At 62.0% G+C, this 22,094-nt stretch carries 17 protein-coding genes, 2 pseudogenes and 1 riboswitch; of the genes and pseudogenes, 8 read left to right on the top strand and 11 right to left on the bottom strand.

Annotated elements, in window-relative coordinates; all coding sequences use genetic code 11:
• Positions 1-6 precede the first annotated feature (6 nt).
• Positions 7-1,050: a phosphotransferase gene (locus CLR77_RS05735; protein WP_097459585.1), complete on the top strand. Its 1,044-nt coding sequence runs from the start codon at positions 7-9 to the stop codon at positions 1,048-1,050.
• 34 nt (positions 1,051-1,084) lie between these two features.
• The gene (surE, locus tag CLR77_RS05730) at positions 1,085-1,894 is read left to right on the top strand and encodes a 5'/3'-nucleotidase SurE (protein WP_097459584.1); all 810 of its coding nucleotides are present in this window, start codon (positions 1,085-1,087) and stop codon (positions 1,892-1,894) included.
• Between the two features lie 16 nt (positions 1,895-1,910).
• Here surE and CLR77_RS05725 read toward each other — a convergent pair whose 3' ends face one another.
• From CLR77_RS05725 to CLR77_RS05715, 3 genes are all read right to left on the bottom strand, one after another.
• Positions 1,911-2,240 carry a DMT family transporter gene (locus CLR77_RS05725; RefSeq protein ID WP_097459583.1) on the bottom strand — a complete coding sequence of 110 codons (330 nt, stop codon included), beginning with the start codon at positions 2,238-2,240 and terminating at the stop codon, positions 1,911-1,913.
• 100 nt (positions 2,241-2,340) lie between these two features.
• Positions 2,341-2,853, bottom strand: coding sequence for a DUF4136 domain-containing protein (locus CLR77_RS05720; RefSeq protein WP_097459582.1), 513 nt, complete (start codon positions 2,851-2,853; stop codon positions 2,341-2,343).
• 79 nt (positions 2,854-2,932) lie between these two features.
• On the bottom strand, positions 2,933-3,862 hold the full coding sequence (locus CLR77_RS05715) for an alpha/beta fold hydrolase (RefSeq protein ID WP_097459581.1): 930 nt from the start codon (positions 3,860-3,862) through the stop codon (positions 2,933-2,935).
• Between the two features lie 385 nt (positions 3,863-4,247).
• On the opposite strand from CLR77_RS05715, the gene CLR77_RS05710 reads away from it, so the two are divergent.
• Together CLR77_RS05710 and CLR77_RS05705 are read left to right on the top strand one after the other, a co-directional pair.
• Positions 4,248-5,543, top strand: a complete 1,296-nt coding sequence (locus CLR77_RS05710; RefSeq protein ID WP_097459580.1) for a hypothetical protein — start codon at positions 4,248-4,250, stop codon at positions 5,541-5,543.
• A 108-nt stretch (positions 5,544-5,651) separates the two neighbouring features.
• Entirely contained in the window at positions 5,652-6,485 is an 834-nt protein-coding gene (locus tag CLR77_RS05705; RefSeq protein WP_097459579.1) for a M90 family metallopeptidase, read from the top strand.
• An 8-nt stretch (positions 6,486-6,493) separates the two neighbouring features.
• Here CLR77_RS05705 and CLR77_RS05700 read toward each other — a convergent pair whose 3' ends face one another.
• The 8 genes and pseudogenes from CLR77_RS05700 to hrpB form a co-directional block, all read right to left on the bottom strand.
• Positions 6,494-6,808: a tetratricopeptide repeat protein gene (locus CLR77_RS05700; protein ID WP_097459578.1), complete on the bottom strand. Its 315-nt coding sequence runs from the start codon at positions 6,806-6,808 to the stop codon at positions 6,494-6,496.
• Positions 6,809-6,880: 72 nt separating this feature from the next.
• Complete coding sequence (locus tag CLR77_RS05695) at positions 6,881-7,471, bottom strand: hypothetical protein (RefSeq protein WP_097459577.1); 591 nt, start codon at positions 7,469-7,471, stop codon at positions 6,881-6,883.
• A 165-nt stretch (positions 7,472-7,636) separates the two neighbouring features.
• A complete protein-coding gene (locus tag CLR77_RS05690) occupies positions 7,637-8,242 on the bottom strand; it encodes a hypothetical protein (protein ID WP_143269364.1) in 606 nt (201 codons plus the stop codon).
• Positions 8,235-8,606 (bottom strand): annotated as a pseudogene (locus CLR77_RS20550) (ABC transporter permease); the annotation flags it as partial. The pseudogene CLR77_RS20550 and the gene CLR77_RS05690, both read right to left, overlap by 8 nt.
• Positions 8,607-8,732: 126 nt before the next feature.
• Positions 8,733-9,389, bottom strand: a pseudogene (locus tag CLR77_RS20545) (ABC transporter permease); the annotation flags it as partial.
• Positions 9,390-9,439: 50 nt separating this feature from the next.
• The gene (locus CLR77_RS05680) at positions 9,440-10,141 is read right to left on the bottom strand and encodes an ABC transporter ATP-binding protein (RefSeq protein ID WP_097459574.1); all 702 of its coding nucleotides are present in this window, start codon (positions 10,139-10,141) and stop codon (positions 9,440-9,442) included.
• A 13-nt stretch (positions 10,142-10,154) separates the two neighbouring features.
• Positions 10,155-11,402, bottom strand: a complete 1,248-nt coding sequence (locus CLR77_RS05675; RefSeq protein WP_097459573.1) for an efflux RND transporter periplasmic adaptor subunit — start codon at positions 11,400-11,402, stop codon at positions 10,155-10,157.
• A 155-nt stretch (positions 11,403-11,557) separates the two neighbouring features.
• Positions 11,558-14,032: an ATP-dependent helicase HrpB gene (gene hrpB / locus CLR77_RS05670; RefSeq protein WP_097459572.1), complete on the bottom strand. Its 2,475-nt coding sequence runs from the start codon at positions 14,030-14,032 to the stop codon at positions 11,558-11,560.
• A 93-nt stretch (positions 14,033-14,125) separates the two neighbouring features.
• Between hrpB and CLR77_RS05665 the strand changes: the two genes are divergently transcribed.
• From CLR77_RS05665 to CLR77_RS05650, 4 genes are all read left to right on the top strand, one after another.
• Positions 14,126-15,313, top strand: coding sequence for an MFS transporter (locus tag CLR77_RS05665; protein ID WP_097459571.1), 1,188 nt, complete (start codon positions 14,126-14,128; stop codon positions 15,311-15,313).
• A 204-nt stretch (positions 15,314-15,517) separates the two neighbouring features.
• A riboswitch (guanidine-I (ykkC/yxkD leader) is annotated at positions 15,518-15,629 on the top strand.
• Positions 15,630-15,852: 223 nt separating this feature from the next.
• Positions 15,853-17,649 carry an allophanate hydrolase gene (gene atzF, locus CLR77_RS05660; RefSeq protein WP_097459570.1) on the top strand — a complete coding sequence of 599 codons (1,797 nt, stop codon included), beginning with the start codon at positions 15,853-15,855 and terminating at the stop codon, positions 17,647-17,649.
• A gap of 281 nt (positions 17,650-17,930) precedes the next feature.
• Positions 17,931-19,220 carry a peptide antibiotic transporter SbmA gene (sbmA, locus tag CLR77_RS05655; protein WP_097459569.1) on the top strand — a complete coding sequence of 430 codons (1,290 nt, stop codon included), beginning with the start codon at positions 17,931-17,933 and terminating at the stop codon, positions 19,218-19,220.
• 207 nt (positions 19,221-19,427) lie between these two features.
• Complete coding sequence (locus CLR77_RS05650; RefSeq protein WP_097459568.1) at positions 19,428-22,091, top strand: M16 family metallopeptidase; 2,664 nt, start codon at positions 19,428-19,430, stop codon at positions 22,089-22,091.
• The last annotated feature ends 3 nt before the right edge of the window (positions 22,092-22,094 follow it).

Here is a 22,094-nt window from a genome sequence, read left to right as displayed (position 1 = left end):
GAAGTCATGCCTGATCTGGTGGATGTGTTACCGGCACACCGTTTCGATACCGAGGCCCTGCAGACCTACCTGCAGGATCGCCTGCCGGGTTGCGAAGAGGGGGTACAGCTCCGCCAGTTTCAGGGCGGCCAGTCCAATCCGACCTTTCTGCTGGAAGCCGGCGGTCACCGCTATGTGCTACGCAAGAAGCCACCGGGCAACCTGCTGCCATCGGCCCACCAGATCGAGCGTGAATACCGGGTGATCAGCGCCCTGGCGGACACCGAGGTGCCGGTCCCCCGCGCCCGCCTGCTGTGCGAGGACAGCGAGGTGATCGGCACCCCCTTCTATGTCATGGACTATGTGGAAGGTCGCGTCTGCCCCCACCCCGAGCTGGCGGAGATTGAAAGCCACCAGCGGCGTCCGGTCTATATGGCCATGGCCGACACGCTTGCCCGCCTGCATCAGGTCGACTGGCGTGCCGTTGGTCTGGACGACTTCGGGCGCCCAGAACATTATGTCGCCCGCCAGATAAAACGCTGGGGCGGTCAGTACGAAGCCTCCAGGACCGACGAAATTCCGGCCATGGAACGCCTGATACGCTGGCTCCCCGACAACATTCCCGAAGAGGAGGAGACCACCATCGCCCACGGCGACTTCCGCCTCGGCAACCTGTTGCTGCATCCGGAACAACCAACCGTGGTCGCCGTTCTCGATTGGGAGCTGTCGACCCTGGGCCACCCGCTGGCCGATCTTGCCTACTGTTGCATGCCCTATCATCTGCCCACCGGCATCGAAGGCATCCGCGGACTTATCGGCCAGGACCTGACGGCGCTGGACATTCCCGGCGAATCCGAGTTTTTGCAAGCCTACTGCCAACGTACGGGACGCCAGGACATTCCACACTGGCATTTCTATTTGGCCTTTTCCCTGTTCCGCATCGCGGCCATCCTGCAGGGCGTCTATGCCCGGGCCCTGCAGGGCAACGCCAGTAATCGCGACGCCCTGGACGTCGGACGTCGCGCCGGTCTGCTGGCTGAGGTAGGCTGGTCGCTGGCACAAAGCGGTTGACCATCGCACCGATCCGAATACGAGGAGTTCCCCAGTGACGCAGTCCAGCCCCAACGGCAAACCCATTGGCCGCATACTCATCACCAACGACGACGGCATCCGCGGCGAAGGCCTGACGATTCTCGAAGACGTTGCCAGGACGCTCTCGGACGATGTCTGGGTGGTCGCCCCGGAGTCGGATCAGAGCGGCACCTCCCACAGTGTCAGCCTGCACCAGCCCCTGCGCCTCTATTCCTCGGACGACCGTCACCATGCCGTGTCCGGTACCCCCAGCGATTGTGTGCTGATGGCGGTGGAACACCTGATGCGGGACCGGCGCCCCGACCTGATTCTGTCCGGTATCAATCGCGGCGCCAACCTGAGCGATGCCGTCGGCTATTCGGGCACCGTCGGCGCCGCCATGACCGGCCTCCTACTGGGCATTCCTTCGATCGCCCTGAGCCAGGCGTTCCGGGACGGCGATGCCATTCAGTGGTCGACCTCGTCGCAACTGGCGCCACCGCTGCTGTACGAACTGAGCCGGCGCGGCTGGCCTGACGACGTCTGCCTGAATATCAATTTCCCCGACATTCCCTCCCACGACGTTGCTGGCGTGCGCTTCTGCCGCCCTGCGCGAGGCGGTATTTCCGGCGTCGAGGTTGACGCCCGCCGCGACAGCCGCGATCAACCCTACTACTGGCTCGGCTTCCGCCATGCGGCCTCGGACGTCAAGGTCCCAGGCAGCGACGTGGATACGTTGCGCCAGGGCTTTGTCGCCATCAGCCCCCTGCATTTCGAGCGCAGTATCGATACCCATTGGGCAGAACTGGCCGAGGACCTGTCAGGCACGATTCGCGGTCAGTGAAGGAAAGGGACGGCGTTCAATGCCCCACTGAACGCGAAAACAGGTTGATGATTGCCACCCCGGCGATGATCAACCCCATACCCAGAACGGCAGGCCAATCCGGTATTTCCCGATAGAACAGCACGCCAACCAGGGTCACCAGGACGATGCCCAGCCCTGCCCAGATGGCATAGGTGATGCCGACAGGGAGCGTCTTCAGCACCTGTCCCAGGCAAAAGAACGCTAATCCATAACCAACAACGACGATCAGGCTGGGCCACAACCGGCTGAACCCCTCGGAGGCCTTGAGGGCGCTGGTTGCAGCGACTTCGGCAACAATCGCAACGGCAAGATAGAGATAGGCCATGCTACTCCCCGGCACAGGACATCTTGGTGGCCGGAAGATCATCCGTCTCCCGGCGCATACAGCAACTCAGGTGGAATAGGGCAGGGTAACAACGGAACGGTTAGGGCGGAAACCGCTGAAACATATCGTGAACGATTTCGTTGATGCGATCGGTCCGTTCCTTGGGCGACATATTTTCGTTCAGATACCGGCGCCCGGCGGCCTTCCAGACCGACTGGTGAGACTTGCCATCCACCATTTCGACAACCAGTTTTCCTTCTTTACGCTCCTGTATCGGCGGTGTGGTCGCCATACCGAAGCCCAGTGGATCGTGGAAGGTTCCGAAGCCGAATCCCCATCCGGTGGTATCCAGGCTTTTTTCCTCTTCGATCCGATAGTGGACGATCAGCGAGGCATCGGCAACGGCGACCGGCTTGAGCCCCTTGAGCTGCAGAGCGCGGTTGATCGCCGCCTCGATACGCCGTCCATCCAGGGTCTGGTACTGGGAAGCCTTGTCCGGTGCGGCAAAGGCGTAGGTCCTATAACCAGCGAAAGACACAGCGTTATCGTAATCGATGGTCACGGGACTGGCGCAGCCCGCAAGCAACAAAGCCAGAAGCAAGATCACACGCATACCGCACCTCCTCTGCCCGGCGTCACCGGATTGACCACGACAGCGTAACGCGAATTAGCCCCTACGCCCATGACCGACATTATGCCCGTTCGGCGTTATCGATCGTAAGACGGGCAATATCGTCGAGCAGACGCGCCGGCAGGTCGTGGCCCATGCCCCGCAGCCAGTTGAGGTCGGCGGTGGGAATCAGGTGATTAAGGCGACGCGCGGCGGCAGGTCGCACCAATGGGTCGGCATCGCCATGGATGATTCGCGTCGGTACGCGGATCGTCCGGGTCAGCGGCTCAAGGCTACCGGTCGCCAGGATACCTCTCATCTGACGCAGGATACCCCAAGGGCGATAGCTGCGACGGTAATCCGATGTAATCCGTTCACGGACCTCCGCTTCAGACGCCGGATAAGCGGGACTCTGCACGGTGCGCCAGAAATTGAGGCCACGCTGAACCACGGCCGCTTCATGATGCCCCTGCACACCACCGCCCTGAAGGTGCCAGATGACACGTGGGTCCGGCAGTGGTGTGCGCGGACTGTTGGTGGAGGTCATTATCAGGGTCAGGCTCCGTACCCGCTCGGCGGCGGTTGCCCCCAGCACCTGAGCGATCATGCCGCCCATGGAAACACCCACCACGTGTGCGCTGTCGATCTCCAGGGCGTCGAGCAGTCCGATCGCATCCGCCGCCATATCATGCAACGTATAGGGCGCCGGTACCGACAAGCCAAGCTTGTATCGCAGCATGGCCGCATAGGGGGAGCCTTCGATACGCGCCTTGATCTCCTCGGACCGCCCAATATCCCGGTTATCGAACCGGATGACGCGGAATCCTGCCGCCACGTAGGCTTGCAGCAGCGCATCGGGCCACAGGGTCATCTGGGACGCCAGACCCATAATCAGCAGCAACGGTTCGCCACCGGGATCGCCCATTTCCTGGACACAAAGCTGAATGCCGTTAGCCGACACCAGCCGTTCGTCTTCCGACAACCCGACACCGGGTTCAGTGACTGCATTCATCGAGTCTGTCCTTCTCATTCGTCAGGCAGAAAACGTAGCCAGCTTATCATTGCCCGGCCGCACGCAGCAGCTTTGCAGGTCACAAACTCAAGCGAACGCCGCATCGACGTTATACCGCATTATTTCGACATCCGGCAGACACTTTTGAGTACGTCTCCGGCAAACGATTTCGACGGCCTGAAACACCTTTTCCAAGACAGGGCGGCCGCATGAAGTTGATCTGCATCATGAAATAAGGCCGCGCAGCGGAGTGGAGAACCCTGCTGACCGACAATCGTTGACCGGCATCAATACGTGCCAGCCGTAATACACCGACCATAAACGGTGTCGTGATAGCCAATCCATGGGACATCACAACTCATAAAATATTAGTGGGAGCTTCACCATGACCGTCATTCACCGACTCCGTCTGTGGCTGGGATGCTTCAGTCTGTTAGGACTGCTCATCACGACCACCAATGTCCAAGCCATTCCAGCGTTTGCGCGACAAACCGATCTCCCCTGTACCGCGTGCCATAACGGTAACTTTCCGGCCCTGAACAGCTTCGGGCGCCAGTTCAAATTGAGCGGCTATGTGCTGTCCGCCATCAACAAGGTGACGCAGACATCCAGTGCGACCTCATCCAGCCAGCTGTCCCTGGTCGGTATTCCGCCCATGTCCGCGATGGTGCAGGTTTCGTCGACGCACAACAGCAAGTCGCAGCCGAACCAGCAGAACAACGATGTCCAGTTTCCCGATCAGCTGAGCCTGTTCTTCGGCGGCAGTGTCACGCCGGATATCGGCCTCTTCGTACAGCTCACCCATTCCCAGGGTGACGCGGGCTTCACCATGGACAACGCCGACGTCCGCATGGCCCAGTCCACCACCCTCGGAGAGGATCACAGCCTGACCTACGGCGTCGACCTCAACAATAATCCGACCGTGGAAGACCTCTGGAACAGCACGCCGGTCTGGAGCTTTCCGTGGGCCAGCTCCAGCGTCGCTCCCAGTGCCACCGCTGCACCCTTTATCGAGTCGCTCGGCCAGAATGTGGCAGGCCTGGGCACCTACGGCATGCTGGACAACACCTATTACGCGGACGTGGCCCTGTACCGCTCAGCCTTCGTCAACGGCACCGTGGGCAGCACCAACACCATCGACAACGCAGCCCCCTACTGGCGCCTGGCCTGGCAACATAACTTCGATAACAGCTACCTGATGATCGGCACCTACGGCATTTACGCGAAGGTCTATCCGCAAGCCCAGGCAACATCCTCGGGTAACGGTATCGGGGGCCCGACTTCGCGTTACTTCGACCGGGCGGTGGACTTCCAATACGAAATGCCTTTCGCTGGTCCGAATAACTCGCTGATCGTCCATGGCAACTATACCGACGAGGCTCGCACGGACCTCGATGGCAGCGGCAACTACTCGCAAGGTCAGGACGGACGCTGGAAAACCGGCCGGATCGACACCGAGTTCAATATTGACAGCCGCTGGCGCCCGGCGATCGCCTGGTTCAATACCACAACCGGTAACGACAACCTGAACAACAGCGGCTTTATCGGTGAGATCAGCGTCTTCCCCTGGGAAAACCTGGATCTTTCCATCCAGTACCGCGATTACACCAAGTTTGACGGCACGACCACGAAAGCCAGCGATAACAACTCGCTGTACCTGCTCGCCTGGCTCGTCATCTGATCCCCGTACTTGGCCGGGAAACCAGGTTGCTCCGGTTTCCCGGTCTTTTTTTAGCACCACAACGGGGTTTAACGGTAAAGTAGGGACTTGCTTACCAACAGGTCCTCTATGTCACTGACGCTCTATGCGCTGGGTGTCGCAGTATTGCTCAGCGCCAGCTTCTTCTATCTGTTCGGTTATCGTTCCTGGCGGCGCCGACGTGTCATGGCCAAGCCCTTTCCGGCCGATTGGCAGACGATTCTCGACCGGGATGTCTGGGTCTATCGCCACCTTCCCGAACCCCTGCAGGCACGCTTGCGACCCCTGATTCAGGTTTTCCTCGACGAGAAGCGTTTTTACGGCTGCGCGGGCCTGACCGTGACAGACACCATGCGTGTCACCATTGCGGCAGAAGCCTGCCTGCTGATACTCAACCTGCCGCTGTCGTTCTATGATGATCTGCGAGCAATCCTTGTCTACCCGAGCGCTTACCGGGTGCCGGATATCCACCGTGAAGGTGAAGTGCTGTCAGAGAGCAGCGGCGTGCATCTGGGGGATTCCTGGCAACGGGGCAAGGTGATCCTGTCCTGGGAGGATGTCGTAGCGGGAGCCGGTCATCACCAGCATGGCCATAACGTGGCGATTCACGAATTCACGCACCAACTGGATCAGGCGGACGGCAGTGCGGACGGCGCGCCCATGCTGCGCAGCTCCAACGCCCTGCGGACCTGGAGTCAGGTGTTTTCAAAGGCCTTCGATAATCTGCAGAAAACCCTCGAACAGGGGCACAGTGAGTTGATCGACCCATACGGCGCCACAAACCCGGCAGAGTTCTTTGCGGTCGTTACCGAAACCTTTTTCGAGCGACCGCGGGCGCTGCATCGCGAACACCCCGCGCTGTATCGGCAACTGCAACAGTTCTTCGACCTGGACCCTTTGTCCTGGACCAGGGCCGGCGACTGATTACCCGTCTACCGGTCCAGCTTACGCAGGCGAACCTCCAGCTCTCGCACGATCTGCATATCGCCTTTCCCGCGCGCGGCATCCAGCCCCTGCACCCAAACCTTGCGTGCGTCGTCTTTCTGCCCCTGGTCCAGCAGCACTTTGCCTAACAGGCTCCACGCCGCGGAATAGCCGGGGTCCTGCGCGACAGCCGCCCGCAGGTGATCGATGGCCTCTTCGCCCCGGCCTTCGTCCGCCATCGCCTTGCCGAGCGTCATGCGAAGCATCGCGTTGTCCTGGCCCTTGGCCAGCATCGCTTCCAGTGCCTGGATCCGTGAATGCATTACCTATCTCCAACCTGCGCCGAACGCTGATACTCGCAAGGCACGAGGTTCCTCGCAACAGCCTCGCTCAAGTCATGGTTCAGGCTGCGGCGGTATCGTGAATGAGCCGCCTTCAAAACGCCCCTGAAAAGCGGTCACCGGTAACGGTACCGTCCAATCATACAGCGCCGCCGGTCGCCGGTAGTCGAATAGCTTCAGGTAGGAATAGTCGCCGGGCAGCTCCGTGCAGCGCTTGCATTCGGAACGGGCACTGGTTTTCAGGTCAACTTGCGTCGTCGCCGGTACCCCCTCGATCGTCTGGGGATAACGTCCACTGAGGATCACCCGCTTCAGGTCGACACCCGGTGCCACATGCAGTCGCCACAATGTGCGGTCGTAGGCGGAGAGTCCCAGCGTCAGCGGGCCCGCCGTATCCTTCACCTGGACATCGACGACATAGGTCACCTGATGCATCAGGATCGACATGCAGTCCGGATCCCGCGGATTCCAATTGCAGTAGTCGAAATCGTACCGGATCTTTTCCTCCGGTGTCGGCACACCCCGGAAGACACTCACCACGTAAAACCGCGGCTCGCCAGGCGCCGGTTGCCGATAGACATCGACAACCGGCTGCCATGCACAGGCCGTCAACAACAACGTCAGGCACAGGGTCAGTACACGCATGATCAACTCCTGGAACAGCGATCTCTGCCAAGTATCCTCCCGATCTGACATCATCGTCCATAAGGGCCCGAGCAGCCCAAGCGATCAGGGTGTTACCGGTGTGACGTTGACGCCGGGATCATGGGCAGGTCAAACCAGCAAAAGGTTGCATAAGCCGAAACCGCATCACTTCTGAAGCGGCGGCACCGTGAAATCGCCCAGTTGGAAGGCCCCCTGGAAGGAGGTCACGGGAATCGTCACAAAGTGGGCATAGAGCGCCGCCGGCTGGCGGTAGTTGAAGAGGTCGAAGTAGCGGAAGTCGCCGGGCAGGGTCCGGCAGAAGGCGCAATCCGATGCGACATCCGTATGGATATCGACCTCGATCCCTTCCGGTACGCCAGTGATCGTCTGCGGATAGCGTCCACTCAGGATCACCCGCTTCAACACCACGCCGGGCGCCAGCCTGAGATGCCACTCGGTACGGTCATAGGCGGAAAGGCCGAGCGTCACCGGCCCGCCCTTATCCGTCAGCATGACATCCACGGTGTAGACCGTCTGGTGCATGAAGGTGGGCATGCAATCCGGGTCGAAGAAATTGAAACAGCCGTCGTATTCGAGACTGCCCGGTACGTCCAACGGCGCATCACCCCGATAGACGCCCACCACATGAAACCGCGGCTCGCCAGGCGCCGGTGAGCGGTAGAGCACGCTGGTATTCTGTAGCCAGGCGCAGCCGCTCAATAGCCCCAAGGCCAGGATCACCGTCCAGAGGCGCAACTGCCTCCTATTCATGCCGCAAGGCCTCGATGGGGTCCAGTTTCGCCGCCCGGCGCGCGGGGAAATAACCGAATACAACACCGACCAGGGCCGAAAACAGGAAGGCGACAACAATCATCGGCACATTGATGATCAGCGGCACATTCAAGCCACGGGCCAGTCCCCAGGATGCCAGCAACGCCAATAGGATGCCGAACACGCCGCCCAGGGACGACAGGACCACCGACTCCACCAGAAACTGCAACAGGACTTCCCTGGCCATTGCGCCGATGGCCAGGCGGATGCCGATTTCCCGGGTACGCTCGGTCACGGACACCAACATGATATTCATGATGCCGATGCCGCCGACCAGCAGGCTCACCGCAGCTACTGCGCCCAGCAACGCCGTCAGCACTCCCATGGTGCTGTTGAAGGCATCTGCAACTTCCTTCATGTCGCGCACCTGGAAATCGTCGTCCTCGTTCGCGCCGATATGGCGGCGCTCCTGCAGGAGGCGATCGATATCCGCCTTTACCTTGGCGGTCGACACGCCATCGCGCGCCGACACCTGAATCATCGAGACGTCCTGGTTTCCCGCCACCCTTCGCCAAAAGGTACGCAGGGGAATCACCACAAGGTCGTCCTGATCGATCCCCATCGCGCCCTGTCCCTTGGATTGCAGCAAACCGATCACCGTACAGCTGAACTTGCCCAGACGGATATCCACACCCATTGGATCCTGCGCACCGAACAGTTCCGTCCTGACCGTTGACCCGATCACGCAGACCGCCTTACCTGACGCCAGTTCGGCGTCGCTAAAATCGCGGCCTTCCTCAAAAGTCCAGTTACGGACCGAGAAAAAGGCGTTGTCGGTACCCAGCACCGTGGTGGCATGATTCAGGTTACCGAAGATCGCCTTCATGGAGCTGGAGGCCGACGGCGCTGCAGCTGCAATACCGTAGACGTCGCGGCGAATGGCCTCCAGGTCCTTGTATTTGAAGGGTGGAGCGACCGAGCTTTCACCCGGCCCCACGCGCTGGCCGGGCCGCACGATCAGCAGGTTGGTACCCAGGCTGGTAATCTGGTTGGACACCTTGGCCGTGGCGCCGCCACCGAGATTGACCATCGCGATGACCGCCGCCACACCGATGACGATCCCCAGGACAGTCAGTACCGAGCGCATGACGTTTCGCCGGATGGCCCGCAGGGCCAGTAGCAGGGCATTCCACCACATCAGCTGTCGCCTCCCTCGCCGGTGTCGATCAATCCGTCACGAAAGCGCACGATGCGCTGTGCGTACTCCGCCATATCCGGCTCATGGGTTACCATCACCACGGTGATGCCCATCTCGCGATTGAAGCGTGCCAGCAACTCCATGATCTCGATACTGCGCACCGAATCCAGGTTCCCGGTCGGTTCGTCCGCCAGCAGGACGCTGGGCCGGGTAACGATGGCCCGGGCAATGGCGACCCGCTGTTGCTGTCCACCCGACAACTCGTTGGATTTGTGCCTTGCCCATTCGCTCAGCCCGACATCCTCCAGCGCCTGCATCGCCATCCTGTGACGCTCCGCCGCAGGAGTGCCCCGATAGATCAGCGGCAGCTCGACGTTTTCCAGCGCCGAAGTCCGCGCCAGCAAATTGAACCCCTGAAAAACAAACCCCAGGAAGTGACGGCGCAGCCGCGCCCGCTGATTGCGGTCCAGCCCGCCCACTTCCACACCCCGGAAGCGGTATTCGCCGGCGGTCGCCGAATCCAGGCAGCCCAGGATGTTCATACAGGTCGATTTGCCCGAGCCGCTGGGGCCCATCATGGCGACAAATTCACCCTCGTTGATGTCGAGGTCGATTCCCCGCAACGCCTGCATGGCTGCCTGCCCCATCCCGTAGACCTTGGTGATGCCGCGCAACGCCAACACCGGTACCGTTTCGGTCATACCGATCTCCGCCTCAGCGCTTCTTGGCTTTTGCCGTTGTCGTATCGACCAACAGCGCCATATCGGGCTTCACCTGGTCCGATGTAACGGCGGTATAGCGACCATCGCTCAATCCCGTCTTCAGCGTCAGCGCCACCGGCTTGCCATCCCGCAGGACCCACACCCGGTCACGCACCGGCACCGCTGTCGAATTCTGGGTATCGGCCATCGCCTGAGCGCTGTTGGCTTCCTGTGCCACCACCGCCGGCGGTGTGAAACGCAGCGCGGCATTGGGCACCAGCAACGCATCCTTGGCATGCGCCACTTCGATATCCGCCGTTGCGGTCATACCCGGCCGCAGCAGACCCTCGCTGTTATCCACCGCCAGGATGGTCTGGTAGGTCACGACGCCGTCGACCGTTTCCGGCGAATAGCGCACCTGGGTGATGGTCGCGTGGAAGACATGCTTCGGATACGCATCCACAGTGAAGGTGGCCTCCTGACCATCTTTGACCTGCCCCACGTCCGCCTCGTCCACCGCCACCTGCAGCTCCATCTGCGCCAGGTTTTCCGCGATCACGAACAGGACCGGCGTCTGCAGGGCCGCTGCCACGGTCTGCCCCGGTTCCACCTTGCGCTGAAGGATGATGCCGTCGATCGGCGAATGAATAACCGCTTTAGACAACGCCGTCCGGTTCGCATCCAACTGACTCTTGGCCTGCGCTACCTGCGCCCGCGCAATCAGCAGCTGCGCCTGCGCCCTGGCATAGGCCGCCTGACTGGTATCGATCTGATTCTGGGAGTTGTACCCCCGCTTGAGCAGATCCTGCGCCCGCTGCAGCTGTTGCCGGGTCTCGGTCAAGGTTGCCTGAGCCTGAGCAACCTGCGCATTGGCCAGTTGCAGCGCGGCTTCCGACTGCCGTACCTGGGCCTGGAGTTGATCGGTATCCAGCGTCGCCAGCACCTGTCCGGCCTTCACCCGCTGGTTGTAATCCGCGTCGACGGTCCTCACGGTGCCCGACACCTCGGTGCCCACCTCCACCTCGTTGACCGGCTGCAACGACCCCGTTGCCTGCACCGTCACCGTCAGGTTTCCCTGCTTGGCGGGCTGGGTCACGTACTGCACGGTCTGCTCGTGATCCTGCCGCCACCAATACAGGCCGCCGCCGATCACCGCGACCAGTAACAACAGCACGATCAGGCGGCGCGCCCAGTGGGAGCCACGATGCTGCCCGGCACCCAGAATCTTTTCGATATCAGAAGACGAAGGACTCTCAGCCATCAAAAATATCCACCGTGAAAAATATCCAATACACACAGCCAGGTGTGCTCGCCGCCAAGGGCCCAACCACCGGGATCTCGCCCTAGTCTATGCACTGCTGACCCAACAATCCCAAACCTGGATCAAGAACGCCCGATAAGACTGGCTGTCCAGGCTCAATGCCCAGACCGGCGCTTGGTTCCCCGCTGCGCCGGGGCATTCCAGGGGTCCTCCGGCCAGGGATGTTTGGGGTAACGTCCCCGCAATTCCTTACGCACCTGGGGGTATCCCTGGACCCAGAAACTGGCCAGATCCCGCGTCACCGCCACCGGCCGCCGGGCCGGCGACAACAGGTGAATCTGCAAAGCCACCCGCCCATCCGCTATCCGCGGACTTTCTCCCAATCCGAACATCTCTTGCAATTTAACGGCCAGGACCGGCCCCTGATCCGCCAGATAGTCGATCGCGATACGCGACCCGCTGGGCACCTCGATATGGCTGGGTGCCGCCTGCGCCAGGCGCTGCTGCGCCGGGTAATCAAGCAGGGCCGACAGCGCCGCCTGCAAGGGCATCTTCGCCACCTGATCCAGGCGCGTCATACCGGCCAGAAAGGGCCCGGCCCAGCTTTCCAGGGTTTCCATCAGAGCCTGGTCACCGACATCCGGCCATTGGTCCGGTTCCAGCGACCGCATCAGCATAACCCGCGCCTGCCACTGCCGCACAGCCGGCTCCCAGGGCAGCGCCTCCGCACCCATGGACTGCAGAGCTTCCAGAAGAACCGCCAACACCTGTTCCGGAGCCGGTTGGGGTAAGGGCTTTTCCTCCAGCACCAAGGCGCCCAACTCCCGCCGCCGGCTTGCACGCACCGATCGCGTCGAGCCGTCCCAGGACAACAGATCCCGTTCACGGATGCGTTCTGCCTGGGTCGCTTCGATACCCGCGATATCAACCACCGCCGCCAGAAAGACCCGAGCTTCCCGCGCCTGACCGTCCAATTCAGCCACAACCAGCCAAGGTGCATCGCCCAGCGGGTCGTCATCCGCCAACACGGCCCCGCGACCATTGGCCAGCCGGTAACGTGGCGCCTTGCCGGGGCGCCGCTGGGCTATTCGATCCGGGTAGGCCAGCGCCAACAGTTCACCGAGGGTCCCCACGTTTTCTATTGTCTCATCCCGGCGGTCCGCGCCCAGGCGACGGGCCATATCCCGTATCTGCCGTAAGCGGCCGGCACCGCCAGGCAATGTCATCTCCCCACGCAGCGCCAGTAGCCGGTGATGCAGGTCCGCGCCGCGGCCGGGTCCCAACAGATCCCGCTCGCTCAACAACGCGGCAAGTTCCGCCGCCAGACGGGGAAAACCCAGCGCCCGGCCACGCACCACCAGATGGGCGAGGCGAGGTGGCAGACCAACGCCCAGCATCGCCCGACCGTGATCGGTAATACGACCCTCGCCATCCAGCGCTTCCAGTTCGCGCAGCAATTCCGCCCCCTGCTGCCAGGCCGCCGCCGGCGGCGGGTCGAGCCAGATCAGGTCGTCCGGTGCGCGCGTGCCCCACTGGGCCAGTTCCAGCACCAGGGAGGACAGATCGGAGACCCGGATTTCCGGCGGCGTAAAAGGCGCCAGCCCCTGCTGCTCCGATTCGCTCCAGAGCCGATAGCATACCCCCGGCCCCAGGCGTCCAGCCCGGCCTTTTCGCTGTTCCGCCGCGGCGGCCGATACCCGGCTGGTGGTCAGGCGGGTCATACCGGCATTGGGATCGAACTGGGGACCGCGCTGCCAACCGGCGTCGATGACCACCTCGATACCGTCGATGGTCAAACTGGTCTCGGCAATCGCTGTCGCCAATACAATTTTCCGGTGACCGGCCGGCGACGGCGCAATCGCCAGGTCCTGGGCCTCGCCCGGCAGGTCACCGTAAAGGGGCGCCACCACGACGTGATCGGGCAGGGCGCCTTGCAGCGCATCGAGCGTTGCCCGAATCTCCCGCACGCCCGGCAAGAACACCAGCAGAGAGCCCCTGTGCGCCGCCAGCGCTTCCTGGATAACCGACAATAAACGGTCCTGCCAACGCTGCTGGCGAGCCGGCGGCCGATAGTGCACCGCCACGGGATACTGGCGACCTTCGCTGGTCAGGATCGGGGCCTGGTCGAGAAGCTGCGCGACGGCAACGCTGTCCAGCGTTGCCGACATCACGATCAGCCTCAGGTCTTCCCGCAAGGCCTGCTGACTCTCACGCAACAGCGCCAGCCCCAAATCCGCCTGCAGGGACCGTTCGTGAAACTCGTCGAACAACACCGCACCGTAGCCACTGAGTTCCGGGTCGCTCTGCAGCAGGCGTGTCAGTATGCCTTCAGTCACCACTTCAATGCGGGTCTCTCGCGACACCTTACTGTCCAACCGGGTCCGGTAACCCACGGTCTTTCCCACCGCCTCGCCCCGAGCCGACGCCATAAAACGCGCGGCCGCACGAGCTGCCAGGCGGCGCGGCTCCAGCATCAGGATACGCTGCCCGCCCAACCAGTTCGCGCCGAGGAGGGCCGGCGGCACCCGCGTGGTCTTGCCGGCACCGGGCGGCGCCTGCAACACCACCGTCGCATGGTCGCTCAGGGTCGTCAGCAGAGAGGGCAACAGGTCGTCGATGGGAAAGGGCATGCGTAGGACTTGTCCGGTATCGGGTTTTGGCGCAGTGTACGTGTCTTTGGCAAGAAGCGTCATCTCTCACAAAGGACCGGTTGGGAGTCCAATATGTTTGCAGCCCTGTTCCGTCTGCCACAAGCCGTCTGGCTGCTGGGACTCGTCAGTCTTTTGAACGACTCCGCCAGCGAACTGCTGTATCCGCTGATTCCGCTCTATCTCGCCTCTGTCCTTATGGCGGGACCGAAGGCCCTGGGCCTGATCGAAGGTGTCGCCGAAGCCACCAGCAGCCTGCTCAAGCTCTTTTCCGGCGTGATTACCGATCGTTCCCGGCATGGCAAACCCTGGGTTATCGCAGGCTACGGCGTTGCCGCCATCGCCCGGCCGCTGATCGCCCTGACCCAAAGTTGGCCCTTCCTGCTGGTGTTGCGTTTCGCCGACCGTGTCGGCAAGGGTCTACGCACCTCGCCGCGCGATGCCATCCTCGCCCAGGCGGCGGGCAGCGAACGCCGCGGACTCGCCTTCGGCCTGCATCGCACCATGGACAATATGGGCGCCGTTATCGGCCCACTGGTCGCAGCCTTGCTGCTGTCCCACGAGGTGCCGCTGCGAGATATTTTCCTCTGGTCAGCCGTACCGGGGTTTCTCACCCTGGCGCTGACGCTGGCCATTCGCGAGCCGGAAGCCATGACCCTCCAGCGTAAAGCGCCGTTTTCCTGGCGGCTGCAAGACTTCCCCCCTCGCTATAAGCGCTACCTGCTGACGCTGGCGCTGTTCACGCTGGGCAATTCCTCCAATATGTTCCTGCTGCTACGCGCCCAGACGCTGGGCTTCGACGCAGCGCATGTCGCCCTGCTGTGGGCGCTGGTTTCCGGCATCGCCGCCGTCTTTTCAACACCGCTGTCGGCCCTGTCGGACCGTCTCGGCCGCACCCGCCTGATCATTCTCGGCTGGGCGGTTTACGGCCTGTTCTACATTCTCCTCGGCCTGGACCTGTGGGGGCCGGCGACGCTCTGGCCGCTGTTTGCCTTCTACGGTCTCTTTCTGGCGGCCACCGAGGGATCGGAAAAAGCCCTGGTCGCCGACCTGGCGCCGGCAGACCGTCTCGGTACCGCCTACGGCTGGTTCAACCTCACCAGCGGGGTCATGCTGTTGCCGGCTTCGCTGGTATTCGGCGCCTTGTGGCAGGCGAGCAGTCCCCTGGTGGCCTTCGCCTTTTCGGCCGGCTGTGCGCTGGCGGCAAGTCTGCTGCTGATGCTGTGGGTTCGTCCCGGAGCCGCCGACCGCCAGACAGCCTGAACGGCACCAAAACAAGGCGCAGCGCACCAGAACGGAGCCGTCACGGCACCACTGGGGCACTTCGAGACTATCGATGATGCCGTTTCCTGCCTCGTCTCGCGGGGAAAAGACCTGAGCTGGCACACCATCTGCAAAGCCTCCAACGCGGGAGCTGTTTTTTATCGGCCTCCGAAAAGCGATGGGTGCAGTCCGCTGCCCCGGCGCGAAATGGGTAACTAGGGTTCCGGTCCGAATCAAGGCGCTTCGGATGACTGGTCCGAGAGTTACCGACCTCTCTCATGCAGGGGTTACACGGCGGGACAAAAGCCCGGGAGAATGGCATCAATCGCGTCTCCCATCGTCCTGTTTAACGCCGGTAATGCATGTCTTGAGGAGAGAGTCCATGTCACTGTCATGCCCTCCCATCACCGTAACGCCCTGTCGCCCGGACGGTTTCCGCGGTACGGCAGACGCTACGCGGCCATCGCGCCGGCGCCCCCTTTCACGACGCAGCACCGGCTGCCTTGTCCGCTCCCGAGCGGCCTGAAGGAGTTCACACCATGACCGCAGAAACCCTCTCCCTGGGCCTGACCGCACTGCAGGACGCCTACCGTAACGGCACAACCACGCCGCGCCAGGTACTGGCCGCCATTGCCCGGCGGGCCGCACAGTTCGAAGAGCGCAATATCTGGATTCACCGCCTGAGCGAGACCGAACTGGAACCCTATCTGGCCCGTCTGGACACCGCCAGTCCTGAGGATCTCCCGCTGTATGGCGTTCCCTTTGCCATCAAGGACAATATCGACCTGGCCGGGATCGACACCACTGCGGCCTGTGAAGCCTATCGCTATACCCCGACCGACAGCGCCTTTGTGGTCGAACAACTGATTGCCGCCGGCGCCATTCCGGTCGGGAAAACCAATCTCGACCAATTTGCCACCGGCCTGGTCGGGATGCGGTCTCCAGAGCCCTGGGGGCCCTGCGCCAACAGTATCGATCCGGACTATGTTTCCGGCGGCTCGTCCTCCGGATCGTCAGTTGCCGTTGCCCTGGGTCTCGTCACATTCTCTCTCGGCACCGACACCGCAGGCTCCGGCCGCGTGCCCGCCTCGTTCAACAACCTGGTGGGTCTCAAACCGACCAAGGGCCGCCTCAGCCTGCGCGGTGTCGTGCCAGCCTGCCTGAGCCAGGACTGCGTCTCCATCTTCGCCCGCAGTCACGCCGAAGCTGCCCGGATCCTGCAAGTAGCCAGTGCAGTCGATCCCGATGATCCCTGGCAGCGCCCTCTGCCGGCGGGTACGCCCGCCTGGGCCCCGGGCTTCCGCTTCGGCGTACCCAAACCCGACCAACGCTTTTTCGATGGCGACAATGACGCCGCCGCCCTGTTCGACGCCGCCATTGCCCATCTGCAGGCGCTTGGAGGCGAGGCCGTCGAAGTGGACCTGCAACCGCATCTCGATGCAGCCCGCCTGCTGTACGAAGGGCCCTGGGTCGCCGAACGCTATCACGTCGTCAAGGACCTGATCGAAAACCAGCCCGATGCCCTGCTGCCGGTCACCCGCCAGATCATCGGCAAGGCCACCGAATTCGACGCCGAATCGGCCTTCGCCGCCAGCTATCGCCTTCAGGCGCTGAAACTGCAGGCCGACCGTTGCTGGAAAGATGTCGACCTGATCCTGACGCCCACCGCACCGACCATCTATACCCGGGCACAGCTCGAGGCCGATCCGATCACGCTGAACAGCCGCCTCGGTACCTACACCAATTTCGTTAACCTGCTCGACTACAGTGCGCTGGCCGTGCCTGCCGGCTGGCTGTCCAACGGCCTGCCCTGGGGCGTCACCCTGTTTGCCCCGGCATTCTGCGACGAAGCCCTGCTGGCATTGGGCGACCGCCTGCACCGACGCACCGTGGACCGCGTCGGCGCCCTCGACGAGCCGTTGCCGCTGCCTACCGAGCTGCCGACTACCGGCACCATCGACGTGCTGGTCTGCGGCGCCCACCTGTCCGGCCTGCCGCTCAATCACCAGCTCACCGAGCGCCGCGCCGTTCTGGTCGAAACCACCGATACCGCCCCCCACTACCGCATGTATGCGCTCGCCGGCGGTCCTCCCTACCGCCCCGGACTGGTCCGCGACAGGGCGCAGGGCAGCGCGTTACCGGTGGAAATCTGGCGGGTGCCCGCCGACCGCTTCGGCAGCTTCGTCGCCGGCATTCCCGCGCCGCTGGGCATCGGCAAGGTGGAGCTGGCGGACGGTCGCTGGGTCAGCGGGTTTATCTGTGAGCCCTGTGGCCTGGAAGGCGCAGAGGAGATTACTCACTTAGGAGGATGGCGGGCCTTTATGGCGAGCCGGTGAGGTCAGGGCGGATGTTGCCGGCCCTTTTGCCCGCAGCATCCGCACCGTTTCGATAACAACCGCTCCTCGTCGCGGTCCACCGACTCTCCGCCATCTTGTGGCTTTACACCACTCCTGACGGTCATCGGCTACTGGAACACACCCGCGCATTACCACCTCGTCACAAACCAGAAACCGCGAAAGCTCCCCAAAACTTTTATCGCCGCTTATGCTCTAATCAGATGTTTGGGCGTCTTCACGGGCGCCGGTCCCCCGTTGTATTTTGAGAAGGGTCTTAATCCGTGTTCCTGTCCTTTTTCCCCAAACCCAAATGGTTCTTTGCCTCTTTCGCCGTCTGGGCGCTGGTCTGCATTCTCGGCTGGTATCTGTATGCCCAGCACTGGGGGCCGACGCTCAGCCTCGGGGCCCTGGTCGGGTTGCACTTTCCCCAGGCCCTGGCGGCACATGCTGATGCCGCAGCCAAGGCGGCATTCCACAATGCCGCCAAGGACGCGCAGGACTTCTGGTCTTATCAATATATGTTCCTGGCCTATGTGATTTTCATCGGGGCCTGGATGTTCCGGGCCGGTACTAAGTGGGCCAAATGGTCGGTCCTGGGTTCGGCGCTGATCGTCTTTATCACCTGGTTCCAGGTGCAGGTCAGCGTCATGCTGAACAAGTGGTACGGCGGCTTCTATGATCTAATCCAGCGGGCGCTGTCCAAACCGGAAAGTATCACCATCAACAGCTACTACAACGAGTTGGCCACCGTGGCAGTGATCATCATGGTGGCGGTGATGGTGGCCGTGTTTAACCGCTTCTTCGTCAGCCATTATGTGTTCCGCTGGCGTACGGCCATGAACGATTACTACACACACCACTGGCAACGACTGCGTCATATCGAGGGGGCATCCCAGCGGATTCAGGAAGACACCATGCGCTTTGCCAGCACGGTGGAGAACCTGGGCGTGAGCTTCCTCGGGTCGGTGATGACCCTGCTGGCCTTCCTGCCCATCCTGTGGAATCTGTCCGGCCATGTGAAGGTACTGCCGCTGATCGGCGAGGTACCTCAGGCACTGGTGTTCGTGGCCATCATCTGGTCGGTGTTCGGCACAGGATTGCTGGCGCTGGTCGGGATACGTTTGCCGGGCCTGGAATTCAAGAACCAGCGGGTGGAGGCAGCCTATCGTAAGGAACTGGTTTACGGTGAAGACGCCCACCACCGGGCCGAGCCGCAATCCCTAAAGGAACTGTTTGCCGCCGTGCGCCGCAACTATTTCCGAATATATTTCAATTACCTGTATTTCAACGTGGTACGTTACAGCTATCTGAACGTGGGCCAGTTCATTCCCTTTATCGCGTTGGCGCCGTCCATCGTGGCCGGCGCGCTCACCTTCGGCATCATGCAGCGCATTCTGAACGCCTTCAATCAGGTGGAAAATTCGTTTCAGTATCTGGTCAACTCCTGGACGACCATCGTTGAACTGCAATCCATCTACAAACGTCTGCGGTCATTTGAGGCGGAGCTGAATAACGAACCGCTGCCGGAAATCGATCAGCAATACCTGGCCAGCGTGGAGCCGGTGGATTAAAAAGATCCACTTCGCCAACAAGCTTTGTAGCCATCATGGAATATCCGTAACGGAACTGCCGCCGCCCGCAACGATCACAGGACGGCGGCTATCTCGTCCTTTCGCCGACAGTTAACGCATTGAGCGGCGTGTCACAGCCAACAACCCTTGGGCCAGCCGCCATTTCCGGCCGAGGGTTAGCGTAGATTTCAACAATAAGGAGTGAGCGTGAACAAACGACTGAAAACTTTGGTGACGGCCATGGCGCTGGCATGGACAGCAACAGGCGCCCTGGCGAAAACGACCGATAGCGAAGTCACCCGCGCCACCCTGAGTAACGGCCTGCGGGTCGTGATCGTGCAGGACAGACTGGCGCCGGTCGTGACCACCGAAGTCAATTACCTGGTCGGCTCAAACGAAGTTCCCAAGGGCTTTCCGGGCACCGCCCACGCCGTCGAGCACATGATGTTCCGGGGCAGCCCCGGGCTCAGCAAGGACCAGTTGGCTGCCATCACCGCCAACCTGGGCGGCGCCTTCGATGCGCAGACCACCCAGTCGGTCACCCAATATTATGTCGTTACCCCGGCGCAGGACCTGAACGTCGCCCTGCACGTGGAAAGCCTGCGCATGCGCGGCGCGAACATGGATGCCGCCGACTGGAAAAAGGAGCGCGGCGCTATCGAACAGGAAGTCTCCCGCGACCTGTCGAATCCCGGTTTCAAGTTCTACTCCCAGCTACAGGCACACCTGTTCAAGGGCACGCCCTATGAACATACACCGCTGGGCACCCGCCCTTCGTTCAACAAAACCACCGCGGCCATGCTGAAGTCCTTTCACGACAGCTGGTACGCACCGAACAACGCCATCCTGGTGATCGCCGGCGACGTCGATCCGCAGAAGACCCTGGCCGAAATCCGGGAACTGTTCGCCAGCATCCCGAGCCGCACGCTGCCGGCCCGCCCGGCATTCCACTTCCAGCCGGTCAAAGCCGAGACCATCAAACTGCCCACCGACAGTCCTTACGGATCCGTTTATATGGCGTGGCGCATGCCGGGCACCAAGGATAAGGACTACGCCACCGCCTTGGTGATGGCCAACGCCCTGGGTTCGCAACGGGCGGATCTGGCCGGTATGGGGTTTGACGGCACCGCGCTCGCCGGCGGCTTTGCCCTGCAGGAAATGCCGCGCGCCGGCGTCGGCATGGCCGTCGGGATCTTCCCTCGCGGCGGTAACCCCAAGCCCATCATCACGCGGATGCAGACGATCATGAAGCGGGCGGTGGACAAGGGCATCGATCCGGCACTGGTGGAAGCCGCCAAACGCATGGCCATCGCCAAGCTGGAATTCGAGAAGAACTCGGTGCAGGGGCTGGCCAATGCCTGGTCCAATGCCGTTGCCTTCGACGGACAGTCATCGCCTGACTCGATGAAAAAGGCCATCGAGGCGGTCACGCCCGCCAAAGTCGATGCGCTGGCGAAGGCCACCTTCGCACCGGCACATCAGGTGACCGCCGTCCTGACACCCCAAAGCTCCGGCAAACCCATCGCAGGCAAGGGCTTCGGCGGCAGCGAGAGCTTCTCTTCCTCGCCCAGCAAGCCGGTCACACTGCCGGATTGGGCCAGCAAGGCACTGTCCAGGCTGTCCGTGCCCCCTTCGCGCCTGCATCCCACGACCTACACGCTGGATAACGGCCTCAAGCTGATCGTGCAGCCGGAAAGCATCAGCAATACCGTAGAAGTCTACGGCGGTATCGACACCAATGAGGACCTGCAAGCCGCCAAGGGCGAGAAAGGGATCTCGGGCGTCCTCGACCGCCTCTATCAGTTTGGTACAACCCACCTGGACCGGCTGCATTTCCAACGTGCGTTGGACAACATCAGCGCCAAGGAAAATGCCGGTGCCAGCTTCTCCCTGGCCGTCCCCGCCGAGCATTTTGCGCAGGGGATGCAACTGCTTGCCGACAATGAACTCCACCCGGCACTGCCGGCCAGAGCCTTCACCATCGTGCAGCACCAGGAGGCTTCCGCCACGGCCGGACAGATCCAGTCGCCGGATTTCCTGACGATGATGGGCCTGGACAAGGCCCTGTATCCGGCGCACGACCCGGATCTTCGCTATGCCACGCCAAAGTCCATCGACAGCCTGTCGCTGGCCAAGGTCAAGGCTTACCGTGACAAAGCCTACCGTCCGGATATGACGACCATCGTCGTTGTCGGCAAGATCACCACGGCAGAGGCGAAGAAAGTCGTCGAGGCCGATTTCGGTCAGTGGAAGGCTCACGGGCCCAAGCCCAAGACCAGCTACCCCGCTGTGCCGCCCAACAAGCCCGGCGAACTGCATGTGCCCGACAGCAGTGCCTCCCAGGACAGCGTCCAGTTGGCTCAGACCGTCGACGTGACCTACAACGACCCGACCCATTACGCCCTGCAGTTGGGTAACCAGGTTCTGGGCGGGGGCTTCTATGCCTCCTGGCTGTATCGGGATCTACGGGATCAGAGCGGGCTGGTCTATAGCGTCGATACCGGCTTCGATTTCAACAAGCACCGCAGCACCTATTCCGTGTCCTACGGCTGCGATCCGAAAAATGTCTCGAAAGCCAGGGCGCTGATCGTGCGGGACCTGAAGCGCCTGCAAGACAAACCGGTACCGGCGAATGATATGGAACGGGCCAAAGGTCTGCTCCTGCGGATGATCCCCCTCAGCGAGTCGAGCTTTGGCGCCATTGGTGGGCAGTTGCTGCAGTTGTCTCTGGAAGGACGGCCGCTGGATGCCGTTCACATTGCGGGCGAGCACTACCTGCACCTGACGGCGAAGGCCGTGCAGATGGCCTTCAAACAGCACGTCAGGCCCGCCGCGTTCGTCACTGCGGTGAAGGGTCCGACACCACAATAACTT

It is taken from the genome of Mangrovitalea sediminis, assembly GCF_002514725.1.
Classification (GTDB): domain Bacteria; phylum Pseudomonadota; class Gammaproteobacteria; order Pseudomonadales; family Oleiphilaceae; genus Mangrovitalea; species Mangrovitalea sediminis.
This window is presented reverse-complemented; position numbering and strand designations above follow the sequence as displayed.

What these genes read in the sequence shown, in the direction of transcription:
- CLR77_RS05665 (WP_097459571.1), top strand. Translation starts at nt 14,126, where the DNA reads ATGTTTGCAGCCCTGTTCCGTCTGCCACAAGCCGTCTGGCTGCTGGGA.
- atzF (WP_097459570.1), top strand. Translation starts at nt 15,853, where the DNA reads ATGACCGCAGAAACCCTCTCCCTGGGCCTGACCGCACTGCAGGACGCC.
- CLR77_RS05725 (WP_097459583.1), bottom strand. Translation starts at nt 2,240, where the DNA reads ATGGCCTATCTCTATCTTGCCGTTGCGATTGTTGCCGAAGTCGCTGCA.
- CLR77_RS05690 (WP_143269364.1), bottom strand. Translation starts at nt 8,242, where the DNA reads ATGAATAGGAGGCAGTTGCGCCTCTGGACGGTGATCCTGGCCTTGGGG.
- CLR77_RS05695 (WP_097459577.1), bottom strand. Translation starts at nt 7,471, where the DNA reads ATGCGTGTACTGACCCTGTGCCTGACGTTGTTGTTGACGGCCTGTGCA.
- CLR77_RS05720 (WP_097459582.1), bottom strand. Translation starts at nt 2,853, where the DNA reads ATGCGTGTGATCTTGCTTCTGGCTTTGTTGCTTGCGGGCTGCGCCAGT.
- CLR77_RS05675 (WP_097459573.1), bottom strand. Translation starts at nt 11,402, where the DNA reads ATGGCTGAGAGTCCTTCGTCTTCTGATATCGAAAAGATTCTGGGTGCC.
- CLR77_RS05710 (WP_097459580.1), top strand. Translation starts at nt 4,248, where the DNA reads ATGACCGTCATTCACCGACTCCGTCTGTGGCTGGGATGCTTCAGTCTG.
- CLR77_RS05680 (WP_097459574.1), bottom strand. Translation starts at nt 10,141, where the DNA reads ATGACCGAAACGGTACCGGTGTTGGCGTTGCGCGGCATCACCAAGGTC.
- CLR77_RS05700 (WP_097459578.1), bottom strand. Translation starts at nt 6,808, where the DNA reads ATGCATTCACGGATCCAGGCACTGGAAGCGATGCTGGCCAAGGGCCAG.
- CLR77_RS05705 (WP_097459579.1), top strand. Translation starts at nt 5,652, where the DNA reads ATGTCACTGACGCTCTATGCGCTGGGTGTCGCAGTATTGCTCAGCGCC.
- CLR77_RS05735 (WP_097459585.1), top strand. Translation starts at nt 7, where the DNA reads ATGCCTGATCTGGTGGATGTGTTACCGGCACACCGTTTCGATACCGAG.
- CLR77_RS05715 (WP_097459581.1), bottom strand. Translation starts at nt 3,862, where the DNA reads ATGAATGCAGTCACTGAACCCGGTGTCGGGTTGTCGGAAGACGAACGG.
- hrpB (WP_097459572.1), bottom strand. Translation starts at nt 14,032, where the DNA reads ATGCCCTTTCCCATCGACGACCTGTTGCCCTCTCTGCTGACGACCCTG.